The organism is uncultured Rhodoblastus sp. (assembly GCF_903903185.1).
Taxonomy (GTDB): domain Bacteria; phylum Pseudomonadota; class Alphaproteobacteria; order Rhizobiales; family Beijerinckiaceae; genus Rhodoblastus.
In genome coordinates this window covers 1-22,981 of the sequence record NZ_CAIUXT010000044.1, presented here as the reverse complement: position 1 = coordinate 22,981, position 22,981 = coordinate 1, and the positions used below count along the sequence as shown (strand labels likewise).

Annotated in this window: 24 protein-coding genes; 11 read left to right on the top strand and 13 right to left on the bottom strand. The window is 63.6% G+C overall.

Annotated features, from left to right (window positions below; genetic code table 11):
• Positions 1-157 precede the first annotated feature (157 nt).
• From hpnA to hpnE, 5 genes are read left to right on the top strand one after another with little or no spacing between them, the layout of a single operon-like run.
• Positions 158-1,159, top strand: a complete 1,002-nt coding sequence (gene hpnA / locus QZY01_RS03725) for a hopanoid-associated sugar epimerase (protein WP_294533511.1) — start codon at positions 158-160, stop codon at positions 1,157-1,159.
• Positions 1,129-2,310, top strand: coding sequence for a glycosyltransferase (locus QZY01_RS03720; protein ID WP_294533509.1), 1,182 nt, complete (start codon positions 1,129-1,131; stop codon positions 2,308-2,310). Before hpnA ends, QZY01_RS03720 begins: the two co-directional genes overlap by 31 nt.
• Positions 2,307-3,197 carry a squalene synthase HpnC gene (gene hpnC / locus QZY01_RS03715; protein WP_294533506.1) on the top strand — a complete coding sequence of 297 codons (891 nt, stop codon included), beginning with the start codon at positions 2,307-2,309 and terminating at the stop codon, positions 3,195-3,197. The genes QZY01_RS03720 and hpnC overlap by 4 nt, the downstream gene beginning before the upstream one ends.
• Positions 3,194-4,033: a presqualene diphosphate synthase HpnD gene (hpnD, locus tag QZY01_RS03710; RefSeq protein WP_294533503.1), complete on the top strand. Its 840-nt coding sequence runs from the start codon at positions 3,194-3,196 to the stop codon at positions 4,031-4,033. Before hpnC ends, hpnD begins: the two co-directional genes overlap by 4 nt.
• The gene (hpnE, locus tag QZY01_RS03705; protein ID WP_294533562.1) at positions 4,030-5,265 is read left to right on the top strand and encodes a hydroxysqualene dehydroxylase HpnE; all 1,236 of its coding nucleotides are present in this window, start codon (positions 4,030-4,032) and stop codon (positions 5,263-5,265) included. Before hpnD ends, hpnE begins: the two co-directional genes overlap by 4 nt.
• Positions 5,266-5,818: 553 nt before the next feature.
• Here the strand turns inward: hpnE and rquA are convergent.
• From rquA to QZY01_RS03640, 13 genes are all read right to left on the bottom strand, one after another.
• Positions 5,819-6,616, bottom strand: coding sequence for a rhodoquinone biosynthesis methyltransferase RquA (gene rquA / locus QZY01_RS03700; protein WP_294533501.1), 798 nt, complete (start codon positions 6,614-6,616; stop codon positions 5,819-5,821).
• Positions 6,617-6,756: 140 nt separating this feature from the next.
• Positions 6,757-7,776 carry a photosynthetic reaction center cytochrome PufC gene (gene pufC, locus QZY01_RS03695; protein WP_294533498.1) on the bottom strand — a complete coding sequence of 340 codons (1,020 nt, stop codon included), beginning with the start codon at positions 7,774-7,776 and terminating at the stop codon, positions 6,757-6,759.
• Positions 7,773-8,753 (bottom strand): photosynthetic reaction center subunit M, encoded by a 981-nt coding sequence (gene pufM, locus QZY01_RS03690; protein WP_294533496.1) that lies wholly within the window; start codon positions 8,751-8,753, stop codon positions 7,773-7,775. The genes pufC and pufM overlap by 4 nt, the downstream gene beginning before the upstream one ends.
• Before the next feature lie 119 nt (positions 8,754-8,872).
• Positions 8,873-9,697, bottom strand: a complete 825-nt coding sequence (gene pufL, locus QZY01_RS03685; RefSeq protein ID WP_294533493.1) for a photosynthetic reaction center subunit L — start codon at positions 9,695-9,697, stop codon at positions 8,873-8,875.
• Positions 9,698-9,797: 100 nt separating this feature from the next.
• Positions 9,798-9,974: a light-harvesting antenna LH1, alpha subunit gene (gene pufA, locus QZY01_RS03680; protein ID WP_294533491.1), complete on the bottom strand. Its 177-nt coding sequence runs from the start codon at positions 9,972-9,974 to the stop codon at positions 9,798-9,800.
• Positions 9,975-9,986: 12 nt separating this feature from the next.
• Positions 9,987-10,205: a light-harvesting antenna LH1, beta subunit gene (gene pufB, locus QZY01_RS03675; protein WP_294533488.1), complete on the bottom strand. Its 219-nt coding sequence runs from the start codon at positions 10,203-10,205 to the stop codon at positions 9,987-9,989.
• A gap of 60 nt (positions 10,206-10,265) precedes the next feature.
• Complete coding sequence (locus tag QZY01_RS03670) at positions 10,266-10,547, bottom strand: hypothetical protein (protein WP_294533486.1); 282 nt, start codon at positions 10,545-10,547, stop codon at positions 10,266-10,268.
• A gap of 38 nt (positions 10,548-10,585) precedes the next feature.
• Complete coding sequence (gene bchZ, locus QZY01_RS03665; protein WP_294533483.1) at positions 10,586-12,019, bottom strand: chlorophyllide a reductase subunit Z; 1,434 nt, start codon at positions 12,017-12,019, stop codon at positions 10,586-10,588.
• Positions 12,013-13,503, bottom strand: coding sequence for a chlorophyllide a reductase subunit Y (gene bchY, locus QZY01_RS03660; protein WP_294533559.1), 1,491 nt, complete (start codon positions 13,501-13,503; stop codon positions 12,013-12,015). Before bchY ends, bchZ begins: the two co-directional genes overlap by 7 nt.
• 91 nt (positions 13,504-13,594) lie before the next feature.
• On the bottom strand, positions 13,595-14,581 hold the full coding sequence (locus QZY01_RS03655; protein ID WP_294533480.1) for a chlorophyllide a reductase iron protein subunit X: 987 nt from the start codon (positions 14,579-14,581) through the stop codon (positions 13,595-13,597).
• Positions 14,578-15,510, bottom strand: a complete 933-nt coding sequence (gene bchC / locus QZY01_RS03650) for a chlorophyll synthesis pathway protein BchC (RefSeq protein ID WP_294533478.1) — start codon at positions 15,508-15,510, stop codon at positions 14,578-14,580. Before bchC ends, QZY01_RS03655 begins: the two co-directional genes overlap by 4 nt.
• 76 nt (positions 15,511-15,586) lie before the next feature.
• Positions 15,587-16,678 (bottom strand): methyltransferase, encoded by a 1,092-nt coding sequence (locus tag QZY01_RS03645; RefSeq protein ID WP_294533554.1) that lies wholly within the window; start codon positions 16,676-16,678, stop codon positions 15,587-15,589.
• 76 nt (positions 16,679-16,754) lie between these two features.
• Positions 16,755-17,624 carry a polyprenyl synthetase family protein gene (locus tag QZY01_RS03640; RefSeq protein ID WP_294533475.1) on the bottom strand — a complete coding sequence of 290 codons (870 nt, stop codon included), beginning with the start codon at positions 17,622-17,624 and terminating at the stop codon, positions 16,755-16,757.
• A gap of 139 nt (positions 17,625-17,763) precedes the next feature.
• On the opposite strand from QZY01_RS03640, the gene crtD reads away from it, so the two are divergent.
• The 6 genes from crtD (at position 17,764) to QZY01_RS03610 (ending at position 22,846) form a co-directional block, all read left to right on the top strand.
• Positions 17,764-19,350, top strand: coding sequence for a 1-hydroxycarotenoid 3,4-desaturase CrtD (gene crtD, locus QZY01_RS03635; protein ID WP_294533473.1), 1,587 nt, complete (start codon positions 17,764-17,766; stop codon positions 19,348-19,350).
• A complete protein-coding gene (locus tag QZY01_RS03630) occupies positions 19,254-20,207 on the top strand; it encodes a carotenoid 1,2-hydratase (RefSeq protein ID WP_294533468.1) in 954 nt (317 codons plus the stop codon). The genes crtD and QZY01_RS03630 overlap by 97 nt, the downstream gene beginning before the upstream one ends.
• A 441-nt stretch (positions 20,208-20,648) precedes the next feature.
• Entirely contained in the window at positions 20,649-21,020 is a 372-nt protein-coding gene (locus QZY01_RS03625) for a Crp/Fnr family transcriptional regulator (RefSeq protein WP_342394872.1), read from the top strand.
• Positions 21,021-21,152: 132 nt separating this feature from the next.
• A complete protein-coding gene (locus tag QZY01_RS03620) occupies positions 21,153-21,314 on the top strand; it encodes a hypothetical protein (protein WP_342394871.1) in 162 nt (53 codons plus the stop codon).
• 580 nt (positions 21,315-21,894) lie between these two features.
• The gene (locus QZY01_RS03615; protein ID WP_294533464.1) at positions 21,895-22,368 is read left to right on the top strand and encodes a hypothetical protein; all 474 of its coding nucleotides are present in this window, start codon (positions 21,895-21,897) and stop codon (positions 22,366-22,368) included.
• 211 nt (positions 22,369-22,579) lie between these two features.
• On the top strand, positions 22,580-22,846 hold the full coding sequence (locus QZY01_RS03610; protein WP_294533461.1) for a hypothetical protein: 267 nt from the start codon (positions 22,580-22,582) through the stop codon (positions 22,844-22,846).
• Positions 22,847-22,981: the final 135 nt, after the last annotated feature.

The following is a 22,981-nucleotide window of genomic DNA, read 5'->3' as shown; positions in this document are numbered from 1 at the left end:
ACCCCTTTAGTTGACCGATTTGCTGGCATTAAAGGAGAATTTTATTCCTGTTTCAAAAAAATGGCGACGCCAACTGCGCGCGGCTTTTTCACCATTCTGACAAGCGCGCCGCCATGGTAGTAGAAGCACGCAGAACTGAGCGATCTTAAGGATTGGCATGATTTCCAACGGGAAAACCCTCGTTACCGGCGCCACCGGCTTTGTCGGCGCGGCGGTCGCGCGCGCCTTGATCGCGCGGGGCGACAGGGTCGTGCTGCTGGCGCGCAAAGACTCGCCTCGAGGCAATATCGAAGGGCTGGATGCGGAAGTGGTTATCGGCGACCTGCGCGACGCCGCCTCGATGGAGGCCGCCCTGCGAGGGGCGGAAAAACTCTATCACGTCGCCGCCGACTACCGGTTGTGGGCGCCCGATCCCCAAGAAATCATCGCGGCCAATCGCATCGGCGTCGGCACGATCATGAACGCCGCCCTTGCACAAGGGGTCAGTCGCATCGTCTATACCTCCTCGGTGGCGACGTTGAAGCTCAACCTTGAAGGCCGCCCTGTGGACGAGACCTCGCCCGCTTCGCCGGATCAGGCCATTGGCGCCTACAAGAAAAGCAAGACCATCGCCGAGCGTCTGATCGAGAAAATGATCCTGGAGCGGGGCCTGCCGGCGGTGATCGTCAATCCATCGACCCCGATAGGTCCGCGCGACATCAAGCCGACGCCGACCGGGAGACTGATCGTCGAGGCGGCCAATGGCCGCATGCCCGGATTTGTCGATACCGGTCTCAATCTCGTCCATGTCGAGGATGTCGCCGCCGGCCATCTCGCGGCGATGGACAAGGGCCGCATCGGAGAGCGCTATATTCTCGGCGGACAGGACGCGCCGCTCGGCGAGATTCTCGGCGAAATCGCCGGATTGGTTGGACGGAAGCCGCCGCGCTTGAAAATTCCGCGCGCGCCGCTTTTCCCCTTTGCCTATGCCGCAGAAGTTCTGGCGCAATTCACCAAAAAGGAGCCCTTCGCCACGGTGGACGCCTTGCGCATGGCGAAATATCGCATGTATTTTTCTTCCCTGAAGGCCGAGCGCGAACTGGGCTTCACGGCGCGGCCCTACCGCGAGGCTCTGGCCGATGCGATCGAGTGGTTCCGCAACCGGGGCATGGTCGGTTGATCGTGCTGGCCTTTCTCGTTCTGGCGATATGGCTGGCGCTGTTTTTTGCGCGCGGCGGCTTCTGGCTGTGCCGCGAACGCGACGATCGATCCAACCCGCCGGCGCCGAATCGCTGGCCGCGCGTGGCGGCGGTGATCCCGGCCCGCGACGAGGCCGATGTCATCGCGGCGAGCATAGGCTCGCTGCTTTCGCAGGATTATCCCGGCGATTTCCGCATCGTGCTGGTGGACGATCAGAGCGGCGACGGGACGGCGCAGGCGGCGAAAACCTGCGCCGCCGCTTCGGCTGCTCCTGGTCGCCTGACCGTGCTGCAAGGCGCGCCGCTGCCTTCGGGCTGGGCCGGCAAGCTCTGGGCCGTATCGCAGGGGGTCCATTTCGCGGAAAAGAATTTCGCTCCGGACTATTTTCTGCTCACCGACGCCGACATCGCCCATGCGCCCGACAATCTGCGCGCGTTGATCGCGCGGGCGGAGCAGGGGTCTTATGCGCTCGTCTCGCTCATGGCGTTGTTGCGCTGCGAGAGTTTTGCCGAAAAGCTTTTGATCCCGGCCTTCGTCTATTTCTTCCAGATGCTCTATCCGTTCCGCTTTGTCTGCGACGTGCGGAAAAAAATCGCTGCGGCGGCGGGCGGCTGCATGCTGGCCCGAGCCGATCTGCTGGCCAGGGCGGGTGGCGTCGAGTCGATCTCCGGCGCGCTGATCGACGATTGCGCGCTCGGCGCCCGGATGAAACGGGTCGGGCCTATCTGGCTCGGCCTGACCCGTCGCGTCGTCAGCCTGCGGCCCTATCCGCATTTCGACGACATCAGAAAAATGGTCGCCCGCTCGGCTTACGCGCAATTGCATTATTCGCCCTGGGCTCTGGCCGGCGCGCTCACTGGAATGGTTTTGACCTATTTCGCGCCGCCGCTGCTGGCTTTGTTCGCCGACGGCGCCCCGCAGGCCTGCGGCATTGCCGCTTTCGCGCTGATGAGCGTGACTTTTTGGCCGATTCAGCGCTTTTACGGCCTCTGGGGAATGCGGGCCCTGACCTTGCCGCTTATCGCCGCGCTTTATATGGTCTATACGCTCGATTCAGCCCTACAATTTCGTCGCGGGCGCGGCGGCATGTGGAAAGGGCGCGCTCAGGCGCACAGGACGGAGGGTGCATGAGCACCGCCATTTCGCAAGAACCTTCGGCCCCGCCGACGGCGGAAAGCTTTCGGAGCGGCAAGAGCGGCGGCGACGAGAATTTCCCCGTCGCCTCGCTGCTGATCGCCGCGCCTCTGCGTCCGGTTATACTCGCCTTTTATGATTTCGTGCGCGCCGGCGACGATGTCGCCGACCATCCGGCCCTCTCGCCGGATCGCAAACACGCGCTTCTCGACCAGCTCGACCGCAGCCTGATCGGCGAGAGCGACGTCGAACCGCTGGGCGTCCGCTTGCGGGCGCAACTCGCGGCGCGGGGGCTCGTCAACCGGCACGCGCGCGACGTGCTCGACGCTTTCCGCCAGGACGTGGACAAAAGCCGCTATGCCAATTGGGACGAATTGATTTCCTATTGCGCCCTTTCCGCCATGCCGGTCGGACGTTTCCTGCTCGACGTCCATGGCGAGAGCCGCGATCGGTGGCCGGCCTCGGACGTCATTTGCGCCGCATTGCAGATCAACAATCATTTGCAGGATTGCGGCAAGGATTTCGTTGACCTGAACCGGGTCTATATTCCGCTCGACGCCCTGACGGCGGAGGGCGCCGACGTCGCCCAGCTCGGCGCGCCCCGCGCCTCGCCTTATTTGCGCGCCTGCCTGAAAAAACTCGCGCACCGGAATCGCGCCCTGCTGGAGAGCGGCGCAGCCCTTTCCGGCGAGATCGCGGACTTTCGCCTCGGTCTGGAAATCGCCGTGGTCGTGAGCCATGCGCGAAAAATCGCCGATCTTCTGGTCGCGCGCGATCCGCTCAGCGAAAATGTCCGCTTAGACAAGACGCAGATGCTTTTTGGCGCTGTGACGGCGGCGGGCGCCGGCGCGGCTGCCCGCCTTTTCCGGCGGGGAAGAGGATGACGGCCCTGCCCACCGAGACGGCGGAGGCCGCCCGGCAGCGGGCGCGCAAAAGCTCCTTCTATCGCGCCATGGCGATTTTGCCGCGCGAAAAACGCGACGCCATGTTCGAGATTTATTCCTTCTGCCGTGCGGTGGACGATATTGCCGACGGGGGCGGCTCCCGGGCGGAAAAACGCGCCGGTCTCGACCGATGGCGGCGCGACATAGAGGCGCTTTACGCCGGTCGATCGCCGGGATTGGCCTTCGGTCTGGTCGCGCCGCTGCGCCGCTTCGGATTCTTGCGCGAGGATTTTCTCAGCGTTATCGACGGGATGCAGATGGATGTCGACGCCGACATCGTCGCGCCCGACGCGAGCCTGCTCGATCTCTATTGCGACCGCGTCGCCAGCGCGGTCGGACGGCTGTCCGTGCGCATTTTCGGCCTGCCTGAGACGGAGGGAATCGCCTTGGCGCACCACCTCGGCCGCGCCCTCCAGCTGACCAATATCCTGCGCGACATCGACGAGGACGCCGGAGTCGGCCGGCTCTATCTGCCGCGCGAAAATTTCCTTGCCGCCGGCATCGTCGATTTGACGCCTTCGTCCATCGTCGCTCTGCCCGATCTCGAAGCCGTCTGCGCGCCGCTGATGGCTCAGGCGAAAAAGCATTTCGATCAGGCCGACGCGCTGATGGCGCCAAGGCCCCGCGACGAAATTCGCGCGCCAAAAATCATGTTCCTCGCCTATAGCGCAATCTGGCGCCGGCTCTCCGCCCGAGGCTTCGCCCGGCCGCGCGAAAAAATCAAAATGCCGAAAATGGCGCTGCTCGGCGCCGTTCTCGCCTATGGGATTTTCTGATGGCGCGCGTGCATATCGTCGGCGCCGGCCTCGCGGGCCTGTCGGCCGCGGTCGAACTGGCCGACGGCCGGGAGGTCCTGATTCACGAGGCGGCGCCGCAGGCGGGCGGGCGCTGCCGTTCCTATTTCGATTCCAGCCTGAACATGACCATCGACAATGGCAATCACCTGCTGCTGTCCGGCAATGACAGCGCGCTGGCCTATGCCAGAAAGATCGGCGGCGACCGCAAGCTCGCCGGCCCCGACGAGGCGGTCTTCGACTTTTGCGACATCGAGCGGCGCGAGTGCTGGCGGCTGCGTCCAAATGCAGGGCGGCTGCCGTGGTGGATTCTCGCACCCGAACGGCGCGTGCCCCATACCGCCGGCCTCGATTACGCGGCGCTGGCGAAATTGCTGTTTGCGCGCCGCGACCAGACTTTGCGGCCATTTATCGGCTCGGGCGATCTGGCGCGCAAACTCTGGGACCCGATCTTCGTCTCGGCGCTCAACACCGATCCATCGGAAGCCTCGGCCTTCCTCGCCGCCGCAATCGTGCGCGAGACTTTTGCAAGGGGCGGGGAGGCCTGCCGGCCGCTGGTGGCGGTCGAGGGATTGAGCGCCGCTTTCGTCGATCCGGCGCTCGATTTTTTGCGCAAGCAAGGGGGGCAGGTCCGTTTCGGCGCCAAATTGCGGGCGATTCAGTTCGCCGGGGATCGGGTGAGCGCGCTGGATTTCGGCGAAGAAATTGTTCAACTCGGCGGGCAGGATAAAGTTGTCCTCGCCGTCCCGCCGCTGGTTGCGGTCGCGCTTGTTCCCGGCCTCAAGGCGCCGCTGGAGTTTCGCGCCATCGTCAACGCCCATTTCGCCTTTCCGGCGCCGAAAAACCTGCCGCTGCTGACCGGGGTGATCGGCGCGGCTTCCGAATGGCTGTTCGGCTTTTCCGACCGCCTGTCGGTGACGATCAGCGCCGCGGAGCGTTTTCTGGCGACGCCGCGCGAAGATCTGGCGCGCGCGATCTGGGACGAGGTTCAGGCGGTCGCGGGCTTCGAGGCGCCTCTGCCGGCCTGGCAGATCATCAAGGAAAAGCGCGCCACCTTCGCCGCCACGCCGGAACAGGACGCCTTGCGGCCCTTCGCCGAAACCCAATGGCGCAATCTGGCGATGGCCGGAGACTGGACCCAGACGGGACTGCCGGCGACCATCGAAGGCGCAATCCGCTCGGGGGCGACAGCGGCGGGCTTATGCTCGGGCTGATCCATTTGGGCGGCCAACGCAGCCTGGACGAGGGTTCTTTGGCCAAAACGGCTGAGGGTGAAAATGAAATCGAGGGGGTGAAAACCCTTTTCGATCCGCGAATCTTGTTCTTGTTTTGTTTCACGTGAAACTTCCGCGCCGATTCGTTGTGCCCGGATGGACCCGCGCAACGGCGCCGTTTTGGTTTAAGCTATTGTTCCAAAACTGAAAATTGCAGGTGCGCCAAAAGGGTCCGGCGGCGCGCTCGATTAATTCGCCGACGCCTCACCACCGTCCGCAAAGGGCGATTGCCGCGCAACCTTGCGTTGCATGGGGTGAAAATCGACGCTTTTTGAACGAAAATCACGCGAAAATTCACTGAATCGCACATATTTTGCACGGTTTAGGCGTTCGATTCACAACCTTAGATGGTAATTTCCACAGCGAAAAAGACCCAACCTTGCCAGAAACCGGCAAGGCGGAGGTCGAAGCGGGCCAAAGCGAATTCTGTAAAGGGGCTCAGGCCGCCGATCGCCCGAATTTGGTGGCGCAAGCCGGAATGCGCCGACGGCCATTATCCCCGAATTTCGAAGCTGACGACCTGATAGAGACCACCGAACAGGCGCCGCCGGGTAAAACCATCGATTTTCGCGCCCTTGGGAAGAAATTCCCTTATGTCATTGCGCCAAAGGTCGAGCGCGAAGGGCTCCAGCGCCGCAAGCACCGGCGCGAAGAGATAGCGCAACGGATTCCACCGCGAGGGTTGCGCATATTCGACAATGACGACCCGGCCTCCCGGCCGCACCACCCTCAGCGTCTCGGACAATGTGCGGCGTCTCCACTGATCGGGCATTTCATGCAGAAGAAAAAACAGCACCGCGCGATCGAAACTTTCGCTCTCGAAGTCCAGCGCCGCCGAGTCCATCCTCGTCATGCGCACCGGCGCGTCCGGGCTCAACTTGCGTTTGAGATTTTCGAGCTGGAGCGGCAACACGTCGATCACGTCGATTTCGCCGCCGCCCGCCGCCGCCCGCTCCGCCAGCGCGGGCGTGAAATCGCCGTAAGCGCTCGCAACCTGCAAAGTACGGCCCGGCAGGGCGGCGCCGAGCTCATTCAGTCCGGCGTCCCGCAAGCGCCGATAATTTCCCCACAGGATGCCGTCGGCCAACCATTGCCGCTCGAACACCCAGATCGCCCGCGGGTGGACATAGGCCCACCAATAATGATCGGTCAGATAACGCGGGATCTCGTGGACTCCCTCGGCGTTTTTTGCGTGCCGAGCGACCGGCGATTCAGACGACGCGGGCGTCGTCCAGGTGGGTTGATCGGTCGCACTATCGATTGGTGTCGAGCTATTGGCTGGTTGGAACACTTTATACATCCCCGGTGCGCTTGGCATCACCATGAAGCCAGCCCACTCTAACCGACGCGTCTTCCGCCGTCTTGTGGCAAATCAAATTTTTGCCAAAAACGCGACGGCCTGTTGTTTCGGCCGCCGCGCCTGTTTGTTGGTCAGTGCGCGGCGCCGCCGCCGAGTTCAGGCCAATCCTTGGCGAGACTGACGCCGAGCAGCGGCTTTGACGCTCCCTGGTGACAGGTCGCGCAATTGATTTTGGGACCGTCGCCCGTCGGACCCAGGCGATTCGGGGGCCATTGGGCCAGAAGCGGGTTCATGTAGTTGATGTTGAGATCGCGCACCATCTGGATGCCATGCCAGGCGGTGACGCGCTGGGGCGAAGCCTGCTCCCAGCTCGAGAAGGCCCGGCTATTGTGGCAGAACGTGCAATTGACGCCAAGACTGGTCGATAACGACATCATCAACCCATAGGACCTGGTCGCGTCTTGAATCGAAGAGCCGAAATTCACCGGCAGCGCCTGCGTGCTCTGGACGCGGATCGGTTCTTTCGCATCGAGATAGCCGCTGAACGGGTCTTCGCCAAGGCCAGTAGAGCCATTGAAAGCGTTAGGGTGGCCAAACCCGTCATTGGTCGCGGCGAATCCTCCAGACTTCGGCGGAGCGCCTTTGAACCATATATTGGCCGGAACAGGATTGCCACGATGGCAGGTATAGCAGGTCACGCCGCTTTTAATCACATGTGACCAATCCTTGTTGATGTGGCGCGTCATCTTCAGCATGGATCGGGAGACAATCTTGGTATAGGGCTTGTCTTCCGCCAAATTTTCCGGGTTGTGGCAATAGTTGCATCCCTGTTCGCCGCCGACCCAGGCGGCCAGGCCCAGCATGACGCGATTGAACTGCGCTTCTGTAAGGTCGGTCAGGACTTGCACATTCTTGTATACGTCGGTGGCTTTTTTGCCGCCGGCTTCCGCCGGATCGATCGGATCCGGCAGAGTGTTGGCGAGTTGCAGAACGTGTCGGCTCTCTTTGGTCGACAGCTGGCCGATCGACAGGCCGCGGAATCCGCCCTGAACGGTTTGGATAGGCGGACTGGTCCATCCTGCGGTCAGCAACATGGCCGCGGTGAGCAGCACGGCGGCCACCCCGGCGAAGATCAGAACGATGTTTTTCATTGCGGGGCTCCCGACACTGCAGGATCGACGATGGGTGGGAAGACGTGCGGATAGGACGGCGCAATACCGTGCTGGACTCCCCAGAGATACCAATTATCCACGACGGTTCCGGTGAGAAGTATGCCGATGCCGCCGGTCAACGGGGTCAGGACCGCGAACCACCACGCCCAACGGTGAATGGACTCCATCGTCGCGTTGAACCCCATGGTCCAGCGCCAGAACAGAGCCGCGCGTTCCGAGGCCGTCCCGCGATACAGGATCTGCTCGACTTCACGCTCGCCGCCATAGCGCCCGACCGAGAGGATCGTCGCGCCATGCATCGCAAAAAGCAGCGCGGATCCATAGAGGAAAGCGATGGAGAGCATGTGGAAGGGGTTATAGAACAGATTGCCGTAACGCAGCGAAAAGGCCGCGGTCCAGTCCAGATGCGGGAAGATGCCGAAAGGCACCGCCTCGCTCCAATGGCCCATCAACAGGGGGCGGATGAAACCAAGCACCAGATAGAGCCAGATCGCCGAAGCGAAAGCCCAGGCGGCATGGGTGCCAAGGCCAAGAGTGGTCGCGCGGCGATACATGCGCACCCACCAGAGCAGAACCGACACGGTCAAAAAGAATCCCGCGATCAGCCACCAGCCGCCCTCCGCGAGCGGCGGCAATATCTTGAGGCCATATTCGGCTTTGGGCGGTTCAAGCGCCAGCCAGGGCAATTGCCTGACGAACTGGATCGGATTCCAGTGAACCGAGGCGAGCATGTTGAGGCCGATGATCTCGAACGCGAAGAACCCGCTGATGAGCGAAAAGACTCCGAGCGTGCCGAGATAGACCGGTCCGATCTTCGCATTGCCGATGAAACCGAGCAAATACGAAAATGTGGTGCCGCCGATGCGCTCTCGCTGGTGGCTTGAGTCGCCTACGCCCTCCTCGGGAGAGGTCGGACGGATTTGGACTTGAGTGAAGACGTTCTCGTAAACGGACACGCGCGCCTCCTAGATGCTGAAGCGTTTAATTGCGAAGTGGATGCCGGTTCGCGTTAAAGAAACGCGGCAAAGCAAAACTCTGGAGCGTGTTCGGTGAAGCTTTAGTTCACCGAACGCTCTTAGCGCCAGATCGGCAGGTTGAGCCACCAGTTCCACCATTCCGGCCATCCGCGGGTCCAGAACGGACCGCTGATCACGATGCACACAGCGCTCCAGAACACGGCGGACAGAGCCAGGAACAGGCCGAGCCGATGAATGCCGAGCGTGCCGATCGAATAGCCGATCGAATCCAGGAAGAACCAATCCTCGTATTCGGTCGGACGGACGGTTTCTCCGGGTTTCGGGTTGGCGGCCGACAGGATCACGCCGCCGTGCAGGGAGAGCGCGAAGGCGGTCCCGAAGAAGAAGGAGATCGCGAGCATATGCGCCGGGTTATAGTGGAAGTGGAGATACTGGTAACCCGTGTTCGAAACCCAATCGAGGTGACTGAGGATGCCATAGGGAAATCCGTGTCCCCATGCGCCCAGAAGAATCGGGCGGATGATGACCAGGGTCACATAGGCCAGAATCGCGAAGGCGAAGGCGAATGGAACGTGGTAGCCTATGCCCAGTTTCTTGCAGATCTCGACCTCGCGCAACGCCCAGGATACGAAGGCGCCGGTCGCGGCGACGGTCACGATCTGCCAGATCCCGCCTTCCTTCAAGGGCGCGAGAGCCAGACCATATTTGAGGTCCGGCGGCGCGATGTTGATTTGCCAGATGTTCCAGGTGGGGCCAAGCGCCGCCCCGTAGACGATCATCGCCGTGCCAAGCACGGAGAAGATGAGGGTGGTGACACCGAAGAAGCCGACGTAAAAAGGTCCGACCCAGAAGTCGAACAAATCTCCGCCCAGGAGCGTACCGCCCCGCACGCGGTACTTTTTTTCAAAGTTGAGCATCGCCATGGTCGGCGCCCCTCAAACGACATGTGGTTGAAGATTTCTGATACAGGCGGGCGCCGAAGCGTCCGCCCGAGATGCGGGTGAATCCCGCCAGTCGGAAAATTCAGACGACCAAAACCGTCTGCGCGATCTGACCCACTTTGACCGCATGGCCTTCGAGCCAGTTGAACCGATCCGTGCTGAGCAGGATGAAGTGGATGATCAGCGCCAGAACGAACAGGAAGGCTGAGAGCGCAACCAGTGCACGACGGGGATCGAAAAGCAGCCATACTTTATACATTTGCCTCTCCCCTTACCCGATCAATGAGATTGCGTGATTGACCGCCGTCGCGGCGCCATCGAGCAACGCGTAACCCTTGGCTCCAGGGATCCAGGGGCGCCACAACCAAACCAGGATGTGCGCGAAGACTGCAATGATGGTGAACGCGATGAAGCTGGAGGCGAACAAGGTGTGGAATTCCTTGGCCTCAGCATCCGTCAATCCGGACAAAGATGATCTGTCATCGGCCATTTTTTTGACCTCCTTCAGGTTACCGCGCACGCCTTACGCGGCAGGATTCGTCTCGACTTTTCAGGGTCTCGACCGGCGTTCCTGACGGTTTTCCCGCCCGGAAGATTGCAACGACGATTTCGCCATAAGCGCATACGAAGTCGCGATAGAGGCTTGTGAGCGCGCTTCCGCGAGCCACGAGTTGGTTGTCGGCCGGCTCTCTTCCGTCTCCGCGAGGAAACGGGTGGACAGAGCTTTCAGCCCGCCGAAAATTACCATCAGGACCAGGAGCAGTCCGTAGAACACGCGCCAGGGAATATCTTCTTGGCTTATCGCTGAGACCGGGTGGACAGCCAGTTTCATTGATCGTCTCCCTTTGAGACGAGCGAGCGCTCTACGCGCTAGCTCGTGAGTTCCCCAGCGCGTTCGAGACGCGAGAGATTGACTTGAACTTCCCCGGCTCGGCGGGCTTCCCGCTCCGCCGCGTCGCGCAGGCGCTTCGCGGCGGAGATACGCGCCACCAGCGGCGCCGCTTCGACAAGTTCGTCGAGCCTTGCTCTGGCTTCCGCGCTCCATTCGAGTTCTCGATGCAGCCTGGAGGGCGTCGCCTCGACGCGATCGATTTCGCTGCCGAGCGGCAGGATGTGAAACAGCGCGTCAAACAGCGCGTTGCAGACTTCCTGCACGAGATAGGTCGCGCCGGCATAGCCCATGAAAGGGGTTCCGGTATGCCGCCGGATGACCGTTCCCGGAAACGAGGCCGGGATGTAGGTGGCGCGGGAGCCCGCCTCGGCGAGGTACATGCGCTCGTTATAACTGCCGAACACGACGAGCGGCGGCCTCGACCGCAGGGTTTCGCGCAAGGCGGCGTTATCGGTTTTCTCGCCCGGCTTGCGCGCCACGGCGAGCACGCAGGGCATGCCGCACTCGTCTTCGAGAAAGCGCCGGATGCCGCGCACATAGGTTTCGGTGGCGACAATCCCGAACGAGGCGGTGCCGAAGAAATCCTGGGTGACGGAACGCCAGAGATCCCAGATCGGCTTGATCGTCGTATGGCGCTCGCGCTCGATGAAGGGTTCGGGATCGAGCCCTGTCAACGCGCCCAGCGCGCGCAGGAACTTGGTCGTGCCATGCAGGCCGATCGGGGCTTGCAGATAAGGCTTGTCGAGCGCTTCGCAGAGCGCCCTGCCGAATTCGCGATAGAGGCAAATATTGACGTCGGCCTCGGCCAGCCGGGGAATTTCGGCGAGATGCGCGCCGAGCGGGAAGACCAGATTGATCTCGGCGCCGATCCCTTCGCAAAGCCGCACGATCTCGGCGAGATCGGAAGGCATGTTGAAAACGCCGTAGCACGGGCCGATGATATTGACCTTTGGTTTGGCGCCCGACTCGCGCTTGGCCGGCCTGGCTTTTTTGGGGCCATATTCGTTCCACAGCCACAACATGGCGCGATTGGCGCACTGCCATTGATCCTCGTCGATGGTGCGCGGCAGGAAACGTTGCAGGCCGGACCCCTCGGGCGTCACGCCGCCGCCGATCATTTCGGCGATCGAACCGGTGACGACGACACTGGGCAGATCGGGATCGAGCGTCTTGTGGGCCCGGGTCATCGCCGCCTCGGTGCCGTGGCGGCCGAGTTCCGCTTCGGAGAGGCCCGTCACGACGATCGGCAACTCCTCGGGCGGAAGCGCGTCGGTATAATGGAGCACCGAGGTGACCGGCAGATTTTGGCAGCCGACCGGACCGTCGATGACGACTTGCAGACCCTTCACGGCGGTAAAGACATAGACGGCGCCCCAATAGCCGCCGGCCCGGTCATGATCGAGAACTAGCATGCGCCGTCCTCCCGAATCGTGGGCACGGTCGCCTTGCGGCGCTTGGTCCGAAATTCCGGCCGATCCTTCGGAGCCTCGCGCCAGACGCCCGCGGCGAAGCCTTCGCCGACGCCCGAGAAGAACTGCCGCATTTCCGCGAAACGCGCGCGATTGCCGATCGCCGCATTGATCGTGGCGGCGATCGATCCCGCGCCGGCGGCGCCCATCAGCGGACGCGCCGAGATCAGATTGGTGAAATAGAGCGAGGGGATCGCCCGGCTCTTGGCGGCCTGCACGACCGGCGTCGTGCCGATCGCCAGATCCGGAGCATATTCTTCCATGGCCGCGAGGTCATGTTCGAGCGAGGCGCGATAACGCACCTCGACGCCCTTCGACTCGAGCCATTCGCGGTCGGCCTCCGAATAGGGTGTGCGCGGACAGGCGGTGCCAACGTAACGCAGGTCGGCGCCGCTTTCGACCAGCAGGCGCCCGGCGATCAGTTCGGAGCCCTCGTAACCGGAGAGCGTGACGCGTCCCCGGATCGGCGCTGACGACAGCGCGGCGCGAATCGCGGGAAGCAGCGCTGCTTTGGCGGCGTCCAGCCTGGAGGCATCGACATTGCAAACTTTTGCGACCTCGTCGAGCCAGGCGGCGGTTCCTTCGACGCCGACCGGGGCGGAGCCGATCACCGGCCGGCCCGCAAGCTGAAACTCCCGGATCGAGGCGGTATAGAATGGGTGGATCGCCGCGACGGCGCAGCAATCGAGCGCGCCATAGAGCTCTCGCCATTCGCGCGTCGGAACGGCAGGCCCGGCCGCCAGCCCAAGGGGCTTCAGCATGCCCGCGATCTGCATGGGATCTGCGGGAAAAAGTTCGCCCAGCAGGGTTATGGTCGGCTCTTGCGCGCGCGGCGCGCGCGGCGACTGCACAGGTCCCTGCTCGGCTTCGCAACGCGCGTAATTAAGCATGGCGCCGGCAAGAACGTCCTTCGCCTCGGCATGGGTCGGCACGCCAAAGCCGGGGACGTCGATGCCGATGACCCGCACGCCATTGATGTCTTTTGGCAGCAGGCGCAGCGGCACCCCGGAGGCGGTCGGAACGCAAAGGTTGATAATGACCACCGCGTCGTATTTCTCGGGATCGGCGAGCTGGAACACCGCGTCGCGAATGTCCTCGAACAATTTGCCGGTGACCAGCGTTTCCGAACTGAAAGGCACATAGCCGACGCTGCGCCGGGCGCCGTAGAAATGCGATGTGAAAGTCAGGCCGTAAACGCAGCAGGCCGAGCCGGAGAGTACGGTGGCGGTGCGGCGCATCCGCAGACCGACGCGGAGCGAGCCGAAGGCCGGGCACATGCTCTGCGGCTGATCGTGCGGACCGGCGGGGTAATCCTTGGCGTAACGAGCGAGCGTCTCGCCCGCGCCCGCCTGACGCGCAGCAGCCAACATCGTCTCCCGCCCGGCGTGGCAGCCCAGACCGTCCTTGCCTACCGCCTCGGCGTTCACGCCGATTGCCGCTTCCGGCGAATCGGCGAGTGCGCGCGTCGCGTCGATCGGGGAGGGAGTTTTGGGGAAATCGTCGAACGCCACTGTCGCCTCACATGCTGTCGTAGACGACTTCGAGCGAGGGCTTGGCGACATGGGAAGGCCCACAGAGGTCTTCCATTGTCGCCGGCTCAAGCTTGTAGCCGCGACCGACCGCCTCGCCCTTGAACAGGGAAAGCAGTGCGTCCTGGCTTAGTGGATTCGGGCGGTGCGGGGCCGACTCGGCGATGCCGACCGCCAGCTGCTCGAACAGCGGCGCCCAGCGACCGCCGGGCCTGCCGACGATCTCGTAATTGGCGCTCTTGCGCCGAATATCCTCGTCGGCGGGAATCGCCGCCAGCACGGGAATCCCGACCGCCGCCGCGAAAGCCTCGGCTTCGCCGGTGCCGTCGTCCTTGTTGATGACGAGGCCGCCGACGCCGACATTGCCGCCGAGCTTGCGAAAATACTCGACCGCCGAACAGACGTTATTGGCGACGTAGAGCGATTGCAGGTCGTTCGAACCGACGACGATGACCTTCTGGCACATGTCCCGGGCAATCGGCAGACCGAACCCGCCGCAAACGACGTCGCCGAGGAAATCGAGCAGCACGAAATCGAATCCCCATTCGTGGAATCCGAGTTTTTCGAGCAGTTCGAAGCCATGGATGATGCCGCGCCCGCCGCAGCCGCGACCGACCTCGGGCCCTCCGAGCTCCATCGCATAGACGCCGTCGCGCTTGAAACAGACATCGCCGATGTCGACGGTCTCGCCCGCGAGCTTCTTGCGCGACGAGGTCTCGATGATCGTGGGGCAGGCGCGTCCGCCAAACAGCAACGAGGTGGTGTCGCTCTTGGGATCGCAGCCGATCAACAGCACTTTGCGGCCTTGCTGGGCCATCATGTAAGAGAGATTGGCAAGCGTGAAACTTTTGCCGATGCCGCCTTTGCCATAGATTGCAATGATCTGCGTGGTTTTCTTGGCCGGCGCCGGCGCGCCGCCTTCATCCTCGGCGCCCGGCCCGCTCGCGATTTCCGATTCGCTCAGCAAGACTGTCATATTGTGCTCCAATCGAGGACCATTTTTACGCAGGACGGGTCGCCAAAGGCGATGGAATAGGCTTCGGGCGCCTCGCGCGCGTCGCGCCGATGGGTGATGAGTTCGTCAAGCGAAAGCCGACCGCGATCGACTTCGGCGATGACCTCGGCGACGTCTCCGGGGGCCCATTGCGCGGCGATGCGAATTTCCGCCTCGCGCATGAACGCCGGCGCGAAAGCAAAGCCGATGGTTTCATAAAAGCCGGCGAGCGTGACCCGGCCGAGCCGCGCCAGCCGTTGAATGAGCGCGTCGAGCACTTTGGCGTCGCCGCTTGCGTCGATGATGTGCCGATAGTCGCGCCGCGGATCGGCCTCCGGCGCGAGCGCCTCGTAGCCTTCCGCGCCCGTCGCGCGAACCGGATTGGTTTCCCAGACAGTCGGTTCGCCGCCGCGCGCGACGACGAGGCGCGCGATCAGACGACCCAAGGCGCCGTGGCCCACGATCAGGGTCGGGCCGCTCGGGTCGGCGACCTTTACGGCGTGCAACGCCGTCGCCGCCAGCGCCAGCAAAACACCGTTTTCGCCGAGCGCGGGATCGACACGGGCGGCGCGCGCGCCGGGAACGACGAGGTGCGACGCCGAGCCGCCATGCACCACGCTCACCGAGCCAAAGCACTTCGCGCCGGGAACGAAGACATTCTCGCCAACCGACAGGCCCGATTCGGGGCCGGCGCCGACGACAAGTCCGACGCTCTCGTAGCCGGGCACCAAGGGATAGCCCATGCCGGGGAAAAACGGCATGCGCCCGGAATAGAGCAGCTTCTCCGTGCCGGCGCTGACGCCGGACCAACGGGTCTCGACGACCACATCGGCGGGGCCGGGCTCATCAAGGAGGAGGGACGCCAACTTCAGGCGCCTCGGCTCTTCCATGACAACAGCGACGGATTGCATGACGTGGACCTTCTGCTCGCGTCTTGATTTTCACCACTGTAACTTTAATCCGACGAATTAAATCGTCAAGTTAAATTTACACCCGCCGCGCGGTCAGGACGCTGACGAGAAGCGGGCGTCGGGTTTTCAATTCGCGGACCGAATCGAACCCCGCCGCGTCGAGCAGCGTCGCGATCTCGGACGAGGACCGGGCTCGGCCGCGTCCCATGGCGAGGAGATAGAAACCGAAATAGGCGTCGCCGACGCGCTCGGCGCCGCGCGCGCCCGCCATCGGCTCCGCAATCATCAGGGTCGCGCCGGGCGCCAGCGCGTCGTGCGCGCGGCCGAGCAGGACAGCGACCGAATCGTCGTCGTGATCGTGCAGGATGCGAACGAGCGACAGGATATCCGCGCCCTTGGGAAGGGGGTCGGCAAGAAAGTCGCCTTCGAAAATCTCGACCCGCGACAATAGGCCGCGCTTCTCCAGCGCCGCGCGCGCCCGCGCGGCAACGGGTGGAAGATCGAAAATCATGGCCTCCAGGTCGGGCGCCCTGGCCATAAGCGCCGCGACAAAGGCGCCTTCGCCCGCGCCAACATCGAGCCAGCGGCGCCGGCCGCGCGGCGGAAAGGCTTCGAGCACGTCCTCGGCGATGAGCGCCTGCGAACGCGACATCAGTTCGCTGTAGCGCGCATAGGCGCGAGCGGTTTCGGGATCGGGTTCGGCAAGCGGCGGATCGCCGGGCTTGCGCTCGGCATAGGGCCAAAAACCGGACAGGCGGGTCGACGCCTCGCCGCGCAGCAGCGCCACGGGATCGGCGAGGTCCGCGTAAAGCAGAGCGTGGTGCTCCACGAAGGCTTCAATCGCGGGATTGCCGAGCATGGCCGCGCCGAGGTCGGCAAGACCGTAGCGGTCGTCGGAAAGCCGCTCGACGAGGTTCAGGGCCGCCGCCGCCCGAAGCAGCCGCCGCGTCGCCTCGACGGTCAGACCGAGTTCTTCGGCCAGGGCCGCACAGGGGCGCGGCCCTTCGGCCAGACGCGAAAACAGGTTCAGGCGAACGCAGGCCGCGAGGATTTGCGAATAGACGAATCCGGAGCAGAGATCGAACAAGGCGCCCGATTGCCGCTCCGCGACGCTGCGCGTCAAAGGGAATCCCGCCGCCCATCTCTGAAAGGCGGGTTGGGCGATCATCCGCCTGCGCCATTGGCGAAAGGCGTCCACCACCGACCCTGCGCCGGCGCGCGCGGAGGCGGCGAATTGGGTCATTTCACGCAGCGAACTGGGCGAGTTGCGACGGGAACAATTGCCGGGTCTGAGCGCGAATCACCGCGCGCAATTCCTCGGCGCCGGGGCAAGCGGGTATCGAGTCCGCGGCCAGATCGGCGAGTGCGGTCAGTCGCGTCTTGGCGCCGCCGATCCCCAATTGCGTCGCCGCATTGGGCCGCGCGCGGCGCTCGTCCTGTCCGACGGGCTTGCCGAGCTCCTCCGCGCTGCACAGAAGATCGCGCAGGTCGTCGGCCACCTGATAGGCTTCGCCAATCGCCTCGCCCAGCGCGCGCCACGGTTCGGGATCCCAGCCCGCCGCCGCCGCGCCCGCGAGGGTCGCTCCGGCGAACAGGGCGCCGGTCTTGGCGCGCTGATAATCGACCAGCGGAATCGCGGTCTCCGATTCCCACGCCTGACCGGCGACAATGCCGCCCGGGGCGCCGACCGCCCGCGAAACGATGGAAACCAGCTGCCCGAGCTGGCGCGGATCGGTCGCGAAGCCGCGTCCCAGCGTCTCGTAAGCGAGAATGATGAGCGCGTCGCCGGCCAGGACGGCGATCGGCTCGCCGAACTGCACATGCACCGACGGCTTCCCGCGCCGCGTGCCGGCGTCGTCGAAGGCCGGCAGATCGTCATGAATGAGCGAGGCGCTGTGCAGCAGTTCAATCGCCGCCGCGGCGGCGTCCGCGCCCTCCGGATTGGCGTCGCCGCAGGCGCGCGCAACCGAGAGCACGATTTGCGGCCTGATCCGGTGTCCGCCGGGAAACAGGGCGTAACGCAGCGCCGCAGCGAGCAGCGGAGGCGACCGAGGTCCCGCCGCTTCCGCCAAAGCCATCTCCAGAGCCATTTCGACGCGCTTCGCCTGCTGCATCCCCGCCTCCGTTGTCTTTTTTATTAGACATCCAATGTGTAATATAATATTGACATTTTTGTCCTCGCGTCAATCGTTTTCGCGCGAAGTTCGAGTTGGTCTGATGGCGAAAAGGCCAACCATGGCGGGAAGGCCAACCATGGCGACAGGGCCAGCCGGTGCGAAAAGGCCAAAGGTCATCATCGTCGGCGCCGGCGTCGGCGGCCTGGCGGCGGCGCTGATTTCGGCCGCGCAGGGTCTCGACACGCTGGTGATCGAGGCCGCCGGCGCTCCCGGCGGCAAACTCCGCTCGGTAGACGTCGCCGGCCAGAGCCTCGATGTCGGTCCGACCGTGTTCACCCTGGCCGATGTGTTCGAATCCCTGTTCGAGGAATGCGGCGGCGCGCTGCGCGATCACCTGACCCTGACGCGCGCCGAACGGCTGGCGCGTCACTTCTGGACCGACGGCTCGCGGCTCGACCTGTTCGCCGACATCGAGGCCAATGTCGCGGCGATCCGGGATTTTTCGGATGCGCGCGAGGCGGAAGGCTATCGCGCTTTCGCCGCGCGCGCGGCGCGCATTCACGCGACCCTCGATCGCTCCTACATGCGCGCCTCGCGCCCCAATCCGATTTCGCTTGCGGCGCGGATCGGATGGCGGCGCTGGCGCGACATCCTGGCGATCTCTCCCTTCCAGACGCTTTGGCCGGCGCTCGGCGCGCATTTTCGCGACCCCCGGCTGCGGCAATTATTCGGACGTTACGCCACCTATTGCGGCTCGTCGCCGTTCCTTGCGCCGGCGACGCTGATGCTCGTAGCCGATGTCGAACGCGAGGGCGTCTGGTACGTCGAAGGCGGCATGATCAAGCTCGCCGAGGCGCTCGCCGGATTCGCCGAAGCGCGCGGCGCGCGTTTTCAATACGGCGAGCGGGTCGAGAGTCTCGTCGTCGAGGGCGGGCGGGCGCGCGCCGTCGTCACGGATTCCGGGAAGCGTTTCGAAGCCGACGCGATCCTGTATAATGGCGACGTCTCGGGCTTGGGTCTGCTGGGGCCGCAGGCGCAAGCGGCGGCCAAGCCGACGCCGCCAGGCGCGCGCTCGCTGTCGGCTGTGACCTTCGCGGGGGTCGGCAGCATCGAGGGCGCGCCGCTCATTCGGCATAATGTGTTTTTCGGCGACGACTATCCCGAGGAATTCGACGCGATCTTCAAACGCGGACGGGCGCCGGCGCGGCCGACCGTCTATGTCTGCGCCGGCGATCGCGGCGACGCCGACACCAAGCCGGGCGAAACCGAGCGGCTGTTCTGTTTGATCAACGCGCCCCCCGAGGGCCCCCACGCGCTTGGCGGGCAGGAGATCGAAAGATGCGAAAAAGCGGCGATGCGGGTGATGGAGGATTGCGGCGCCCGGCTGACCTGGACGCAGCGGGCGGTGACGACGCCGGCGGATTTCGCCACTTTCTTTCCGGCGACGGGAGGCGCGCTCTACGGCCCGGCGACACACGGATGGAGAGCCTCGTTCATGCGGCCGGGGGCGCGGTCGCGGCTGCCGGGGCTCTATCTGGCGGGAGGGGGCGTGCATCCGGGTCCGGGCGTACCGATGGCGGCGCTGTCGGGGCGTCAGGCGGCGCTGGCGATGCTCTCGGACCTGTCGTGGCGCCCGGACCCGACTTCGCTGCGCCCGTCGCGCCGGGAGGCTACGTCTGGTGGTACGTCGACGCCATCAGCGACGACGGACAGCATGGTCTGACCATCATCGCCTTCGTCGGCAGCGTGTTCTCGCCTTATTACGCCTGGAGCGGCCGGCGCGCTCCGGAAGATCATTGCGCCATCAATGTCGCACTTTATGGCGGCGGCGCGCGCTGGTCGATGACCGAGCGCGGCGCCGGCGCGCTCGCGCGTTCGACGAATTCTTTCGCGGTCGGGCCGAGCGCGCTGCATTGGGACGGGCAGGGCCTCGACATCGACATCGACGAGATTTGCGCGCCCTTGCCGCGCCGGCTGATCGGCCGGGTGCGGCTCGATGCCGAGACGCTCAACCGCCAGTCGTTCGAACTCGAGTCGCAGGGGCGCCATTTCTGGCGCCCCATCGCCCCGCTCGCGCGCGTCAGCGTCGAGATGAAGCACCCGGCGATCCAATGGCGCGGCCACGCCTATTTCGACACCAATCGCGGCGATGAACCGCTCGAAGCCGGTTTTAGCTCCTGGCATTGGTCGCGCGCGCGCCTGCGCGAAGGGACGCGGGTGTTTTACGAATCCGAAAACCGGCGCGGCGGCCAAACCGCGCTGAGCCTGATTTTCACCGAAAGCGGCGAATGGGTCGAAAGGCCGGCGCCGGGCGTCGTCCCCTTGCCGCAAACCCTCTGGCGGCTGCCCCGCCTCACCCGAAGCGAGCGCCCGGCGCGCGTACTGGAGACGCTGGAGGACGCGCCCTTCTACGCGCGCTCGCGGATCGCGCATCGCGTCGATGGCGAGGACGCCATTTCGATGCACGAAAGCCTCGATCTCGACCGTTTTGCCAACCCCGTCGTCAAGGCGATGCTGCCGTTCCGCATGCCAAGGGCGCGAGGGCCGGCGGTGAGAGAGGAAGACGGGCGAAAGCCGTAGCTTTTTTAGCGGCGATGGCTCCATTCGGCGGGGAGCGGGCATAGCGTGAAGGACCGGCCGCGAGAAATCACCGGTCGATTGCCGAATGAGCAGGTTGCGCCATGAGCGGTAATTTGGGTTTGATGAAGTAGCGCCGATGATTTCGACGCGTAGCGGACTTTCGGCCCCCGCCGGAATTGAGGCGCCCCGGCGACTTTGCATTGGCGACGGCAAGGACCAACGAGATCGCTTGCGACTTCTCGCGGAATCAATGGCCGAGCAAGATCGAGCGCAGCGCCGTCGAGCGCGCCTGTCTCACCGACATCGGGCGGTCGGTCTCCGCGACCAGGTTGCAAAGAACGCCATTCGGATGCGCTTTGGCCTCGTCATCAAAATGTAATAAACCGCTACTAAAGGCGCTTAAGCCGGGTGTGGTTCCGTCCCAAAGCGTGAGGGTCTCGAATGTCGAACAACGAAGTTCAATTCAAAATGCTTGTAGGAGCCGGCATTCCAGTCCGAGCGTTCAAAAAAGGCGAGACGATCTTTCGGGAAGGCGACATCGCTACCGAACTTTTCGTCGTCGAACACGGTCAGGTTGAGATTTCCTGCGGCGGCCGGGTGCTCGCGACCATCGGCGATCATGGCATTTTTGGCGAAATGGTGCTGATCGACAAACAGCCCCGCAGCGCGACGGCTACCGCCGCAACGGACGTCACAATCGTTCCGGTCACGGAAAAACAGTTTTTGTTCATGGTCAGCGAAACCCCGCATTTCGCGCTCAACGTCATGCGCGCTCTTGCAAGTCGCTTGCGGGCTCAAAACGCGGCGGCCTGATCCGTTTTCGCCGTCGCTCGCGTCCAATCCGGCGGGCTGATTAAGATTGGCAGGCGGGGTCTTGCAACGGGCTGCAGCCGTGCGTGCGCAAAATGCTCGCGCAGTCTCACCCGAAGCGAACGCCCGGCGCGCGTGCTGGCGACGCTGGGGGACGCTCCCTTCTACGCGCGTTCCAGCATCGCGCATTGCGTCGATGGCGAGGACGCCATTTCGACGCACGAGAGCCTCGATCTCGACCGTTTTGTAAACCCCGTCGTCAAGGCGATGCTGCCGTTTCGAATGCCTCGGGTGTGAGGTCGGGTTGTGAGAGAGGAAGGCGGGCGGAGGCCGTAGATTTTTTAGCGGCGATGGCTCCATTCGGCGGATTGCCGCCATTGGCTGAACGAGCACTTTAGCAGGAAGTCCGGACCTTCCCAGAAGGCCGCGCACGCGTCGCGGGCCAGTGTCGACAATCGCGTCGTGGTCTGGCTGTCTCCTCCATCCCTCTCGCTTACTTCGTCTCGTGCAGCAACGTGAACGCGATATCGACACTGTACCAGACACGCACAAATACACGGGGGAGAGCCCCGGATGGCAAGTAGAGGCGCGGAAAAGATGCAGAATGATACCATCTGCGTCGATGTCTCGAAATACCATCTCGCCCACATCTCGCCCGCTGGCGCTGCTGGAGACTGGTGACGGCGTGGCAGAAGTAGAACCGTTTCCCCTCAGCGAGGATCGATGCAAAGCAAAGACGCCGCCCCGCGGACAGGCACCGTAGCGTCAATTTGGGAATCACAATAAAAATAAGTTGTACTATTCGACTTGCACGGTCGTCTGAACTGGTACAAATTTTGAGGATTTCAAGGTGTCTCGGCAAAACTGGGTCCGGCCTATGGCACTTCTTTTTATCAGTCATTCGAGCCACAACAACGATAAAGCAATCGAGATCCGCGACTTCGTGCTCCGAGGCCACAATGCGCGAACCCTTTCGCTGGCCTTCAGCCCCGACAGCAAGTGGCTGGCTACAGGGAATGAAGACCGAACTGTTCGCCTGTGGAGCTCGATTAATGACGATCCCTCCACCTCCTCGGCATTACTCAACGCGCCAGTCGGGCTTTGTGTTTCGTTTAGCCCGAATGGAAAGCGCCTGGCGCTCAATCAAACCGAGTACTGCGCCAATCCATTCAGTCCTGACAGCTTGATGTTTGCCTCGACCGATGCCGACAGCGAACTGTACCAGGTGAATCCGACCGATCTGAAGACGCTTGCCTGCCGAATAGCGGGCCGCAATCTGAACGCGGACGAAGTCCACAGCTCCAGCCATTCTCAATTCAGGCTCGATCCGAAAATTTGCCCTCTGCCGTAGCAACCACCCGGCCGCAACGCGGGACGCCATGGAATCCGGAAGACGATCGCTTGGGCTGCATTGCGGGCTTCAACCGCGGCTTTCTGATGCGCGCCATTCATGGCGCCGAAACGCCGAAGTTTCGGTCGGAACAGCGGGCCTTGGCGACCGGCCGACAACTCAATCGAGTCAACGACAGAATGTCGATGCAAGCGACGCTAGGAGAACGATTATGATGAAGGATAGCTGGGCGAACTACCGGGGCTGGGCGAAGCGGGCGCGCGACCTGCAGTTGGAATCGGATTTCTGGAATGTCCTTGCGCTGATCTGTATTGTTGTCGCCGCTCTCTGTGGAGCGGCGACAACAATCTTCCCGACGCCGAGCGGTCTGGGATCGTCGCTCGCGATCGCGGCGGCGCTCGCCTCCGCTGCCGCCGCATACTTCGGGAAGACGGTCGTCGGCTCCGGCAAAGAGGCGGGCTGGGTGAAGGCCCGCTAGCCTGATCTATTCACCGCGAGTTGCCTCCCTGGCCGATGGAGACGAGGTCTGCGCCGCTGGTCGCGCGTAATTGTTCGGCGCGTCGCGCCGTTTTTGGCCTTTTCGAACTTTGGTGACGCGCTGGAGGAGATTGGC

Bases quoted from the DNA above. Each gene is read 5' to 3' on its own strand.
- hpnA (WP_294533511.1), top strand. From the start codon at position 158: ATGATTTCCAACGGGAAAACCCTCGTTACCGGCGCCACCGGCTTTGTC.
- hpnC (WP_294533506.1), top strand. From the start codon at position 2,307: ATGAGCACCGCCATTTCGCAAGAACCTTCGGCCCCGCCGACGGCGGAA.
- hpnD (WP_294533503.1), top strand. From the start codon at position 3,194: ATGACGGCCCTGCCCACCGAGACGGCGGAGGCCGCCCGGCAGCGGGCG.
- pufC (WP_294533498.1), bottom strand. From the start codon at position 7,776: ATGAAAAACATCGTTCTGATCTTCGCCGGGGTGGCCGCCGTGCTGCTC.
- pufL (WP_294533493.1), bottom strand. From the start codon at position 9,697: ATGGCGATGCTCAACTTTGAAAAAAAGTACCGCGTGCGGGGCGGTACG.
- pufA (WP_294533491.1), bottom strand. From the start codon at position 9,974: ATGTATAAAGTATGGCTGCTTTTCGATCCCCGTCGTGCACTGGTTGCG.
- pufB (WP_294533488.1), bottom strand. From the start codon at position 10,205: ATGGCCGATGACAGATCATCTTTGTCCGGATTGACGGATGCTGAGGCC.
- QZY01_RS03670 (WP_294533486.1), bottom strand. From the start codon at position 10,547: ATGAAACTGGCTGTCCACCCGGTCTCAGCGATAAGCCAAGAAGATATT.
- bchZ (WP_294533483.1), bottom strand. From the start codon at position 12,019: ATGCTAGTTCTCGATCATGACCGGGCCGGCGGCTATTGGGGCGCCGTC.
- QZY01_RS03655 (WP_294533480.1), bottom strand. From the start codon at position 14,581: ATGACAGTCTTGCTGAGCGAATCGGAAATCGCGAGCGGGCCGGGCGCC.
- bchC (WP_294533478.1), bottom strand. From the start codon at position 15,510: ATGCAATCCGTCGCTGTTGTCATGGAAGAGCCGAGGCGCCTGAAGTTG.
- QZY01_RS03645 (WP_294533554.1), bottom strand. From the start codon at position 16,678: ATGATCGCCCAACCCGCCTTTCAGAGATGGGCGGCGGGATTCCCTTTG.
- QZY01_RS03640 (WP_294533475.1), bottom strand. From the start codon at position 17,624: ATGCAGCAGGCGAAGCGCGTCGAAATGGCTCTGGAGATGGCTTTGGCG.
- crtD (WP_294533473.1), top strand. From the start codon at position 17,764: ATGGCGACAGGGCCAGCCGGTGCGAAAAGGCCAAAGGTCATCATCGTC.
- QZY01_RS03625 (WP_342394872.1), top strand. From the start codon at position 20,649: ATGTCGAACAACGAAGTTCAATTCAAAATGCTTGTAGGAGCCGGCATT.
- QZY01_RS03615 (WP_294533464.1), top strand. From the start codon at position 21,895: ATGGCACTTCTTTTTATCAGTCATTCGAGCCACAACAACGATAAAGCA.
- QZY01_RS03610 (WP_294533461.1), top strand. From the start codon at position 22,580: ATGATGAAGGATAGCTGGGCGAACTACCGGGGCTGGGCGAAGCGGGCG.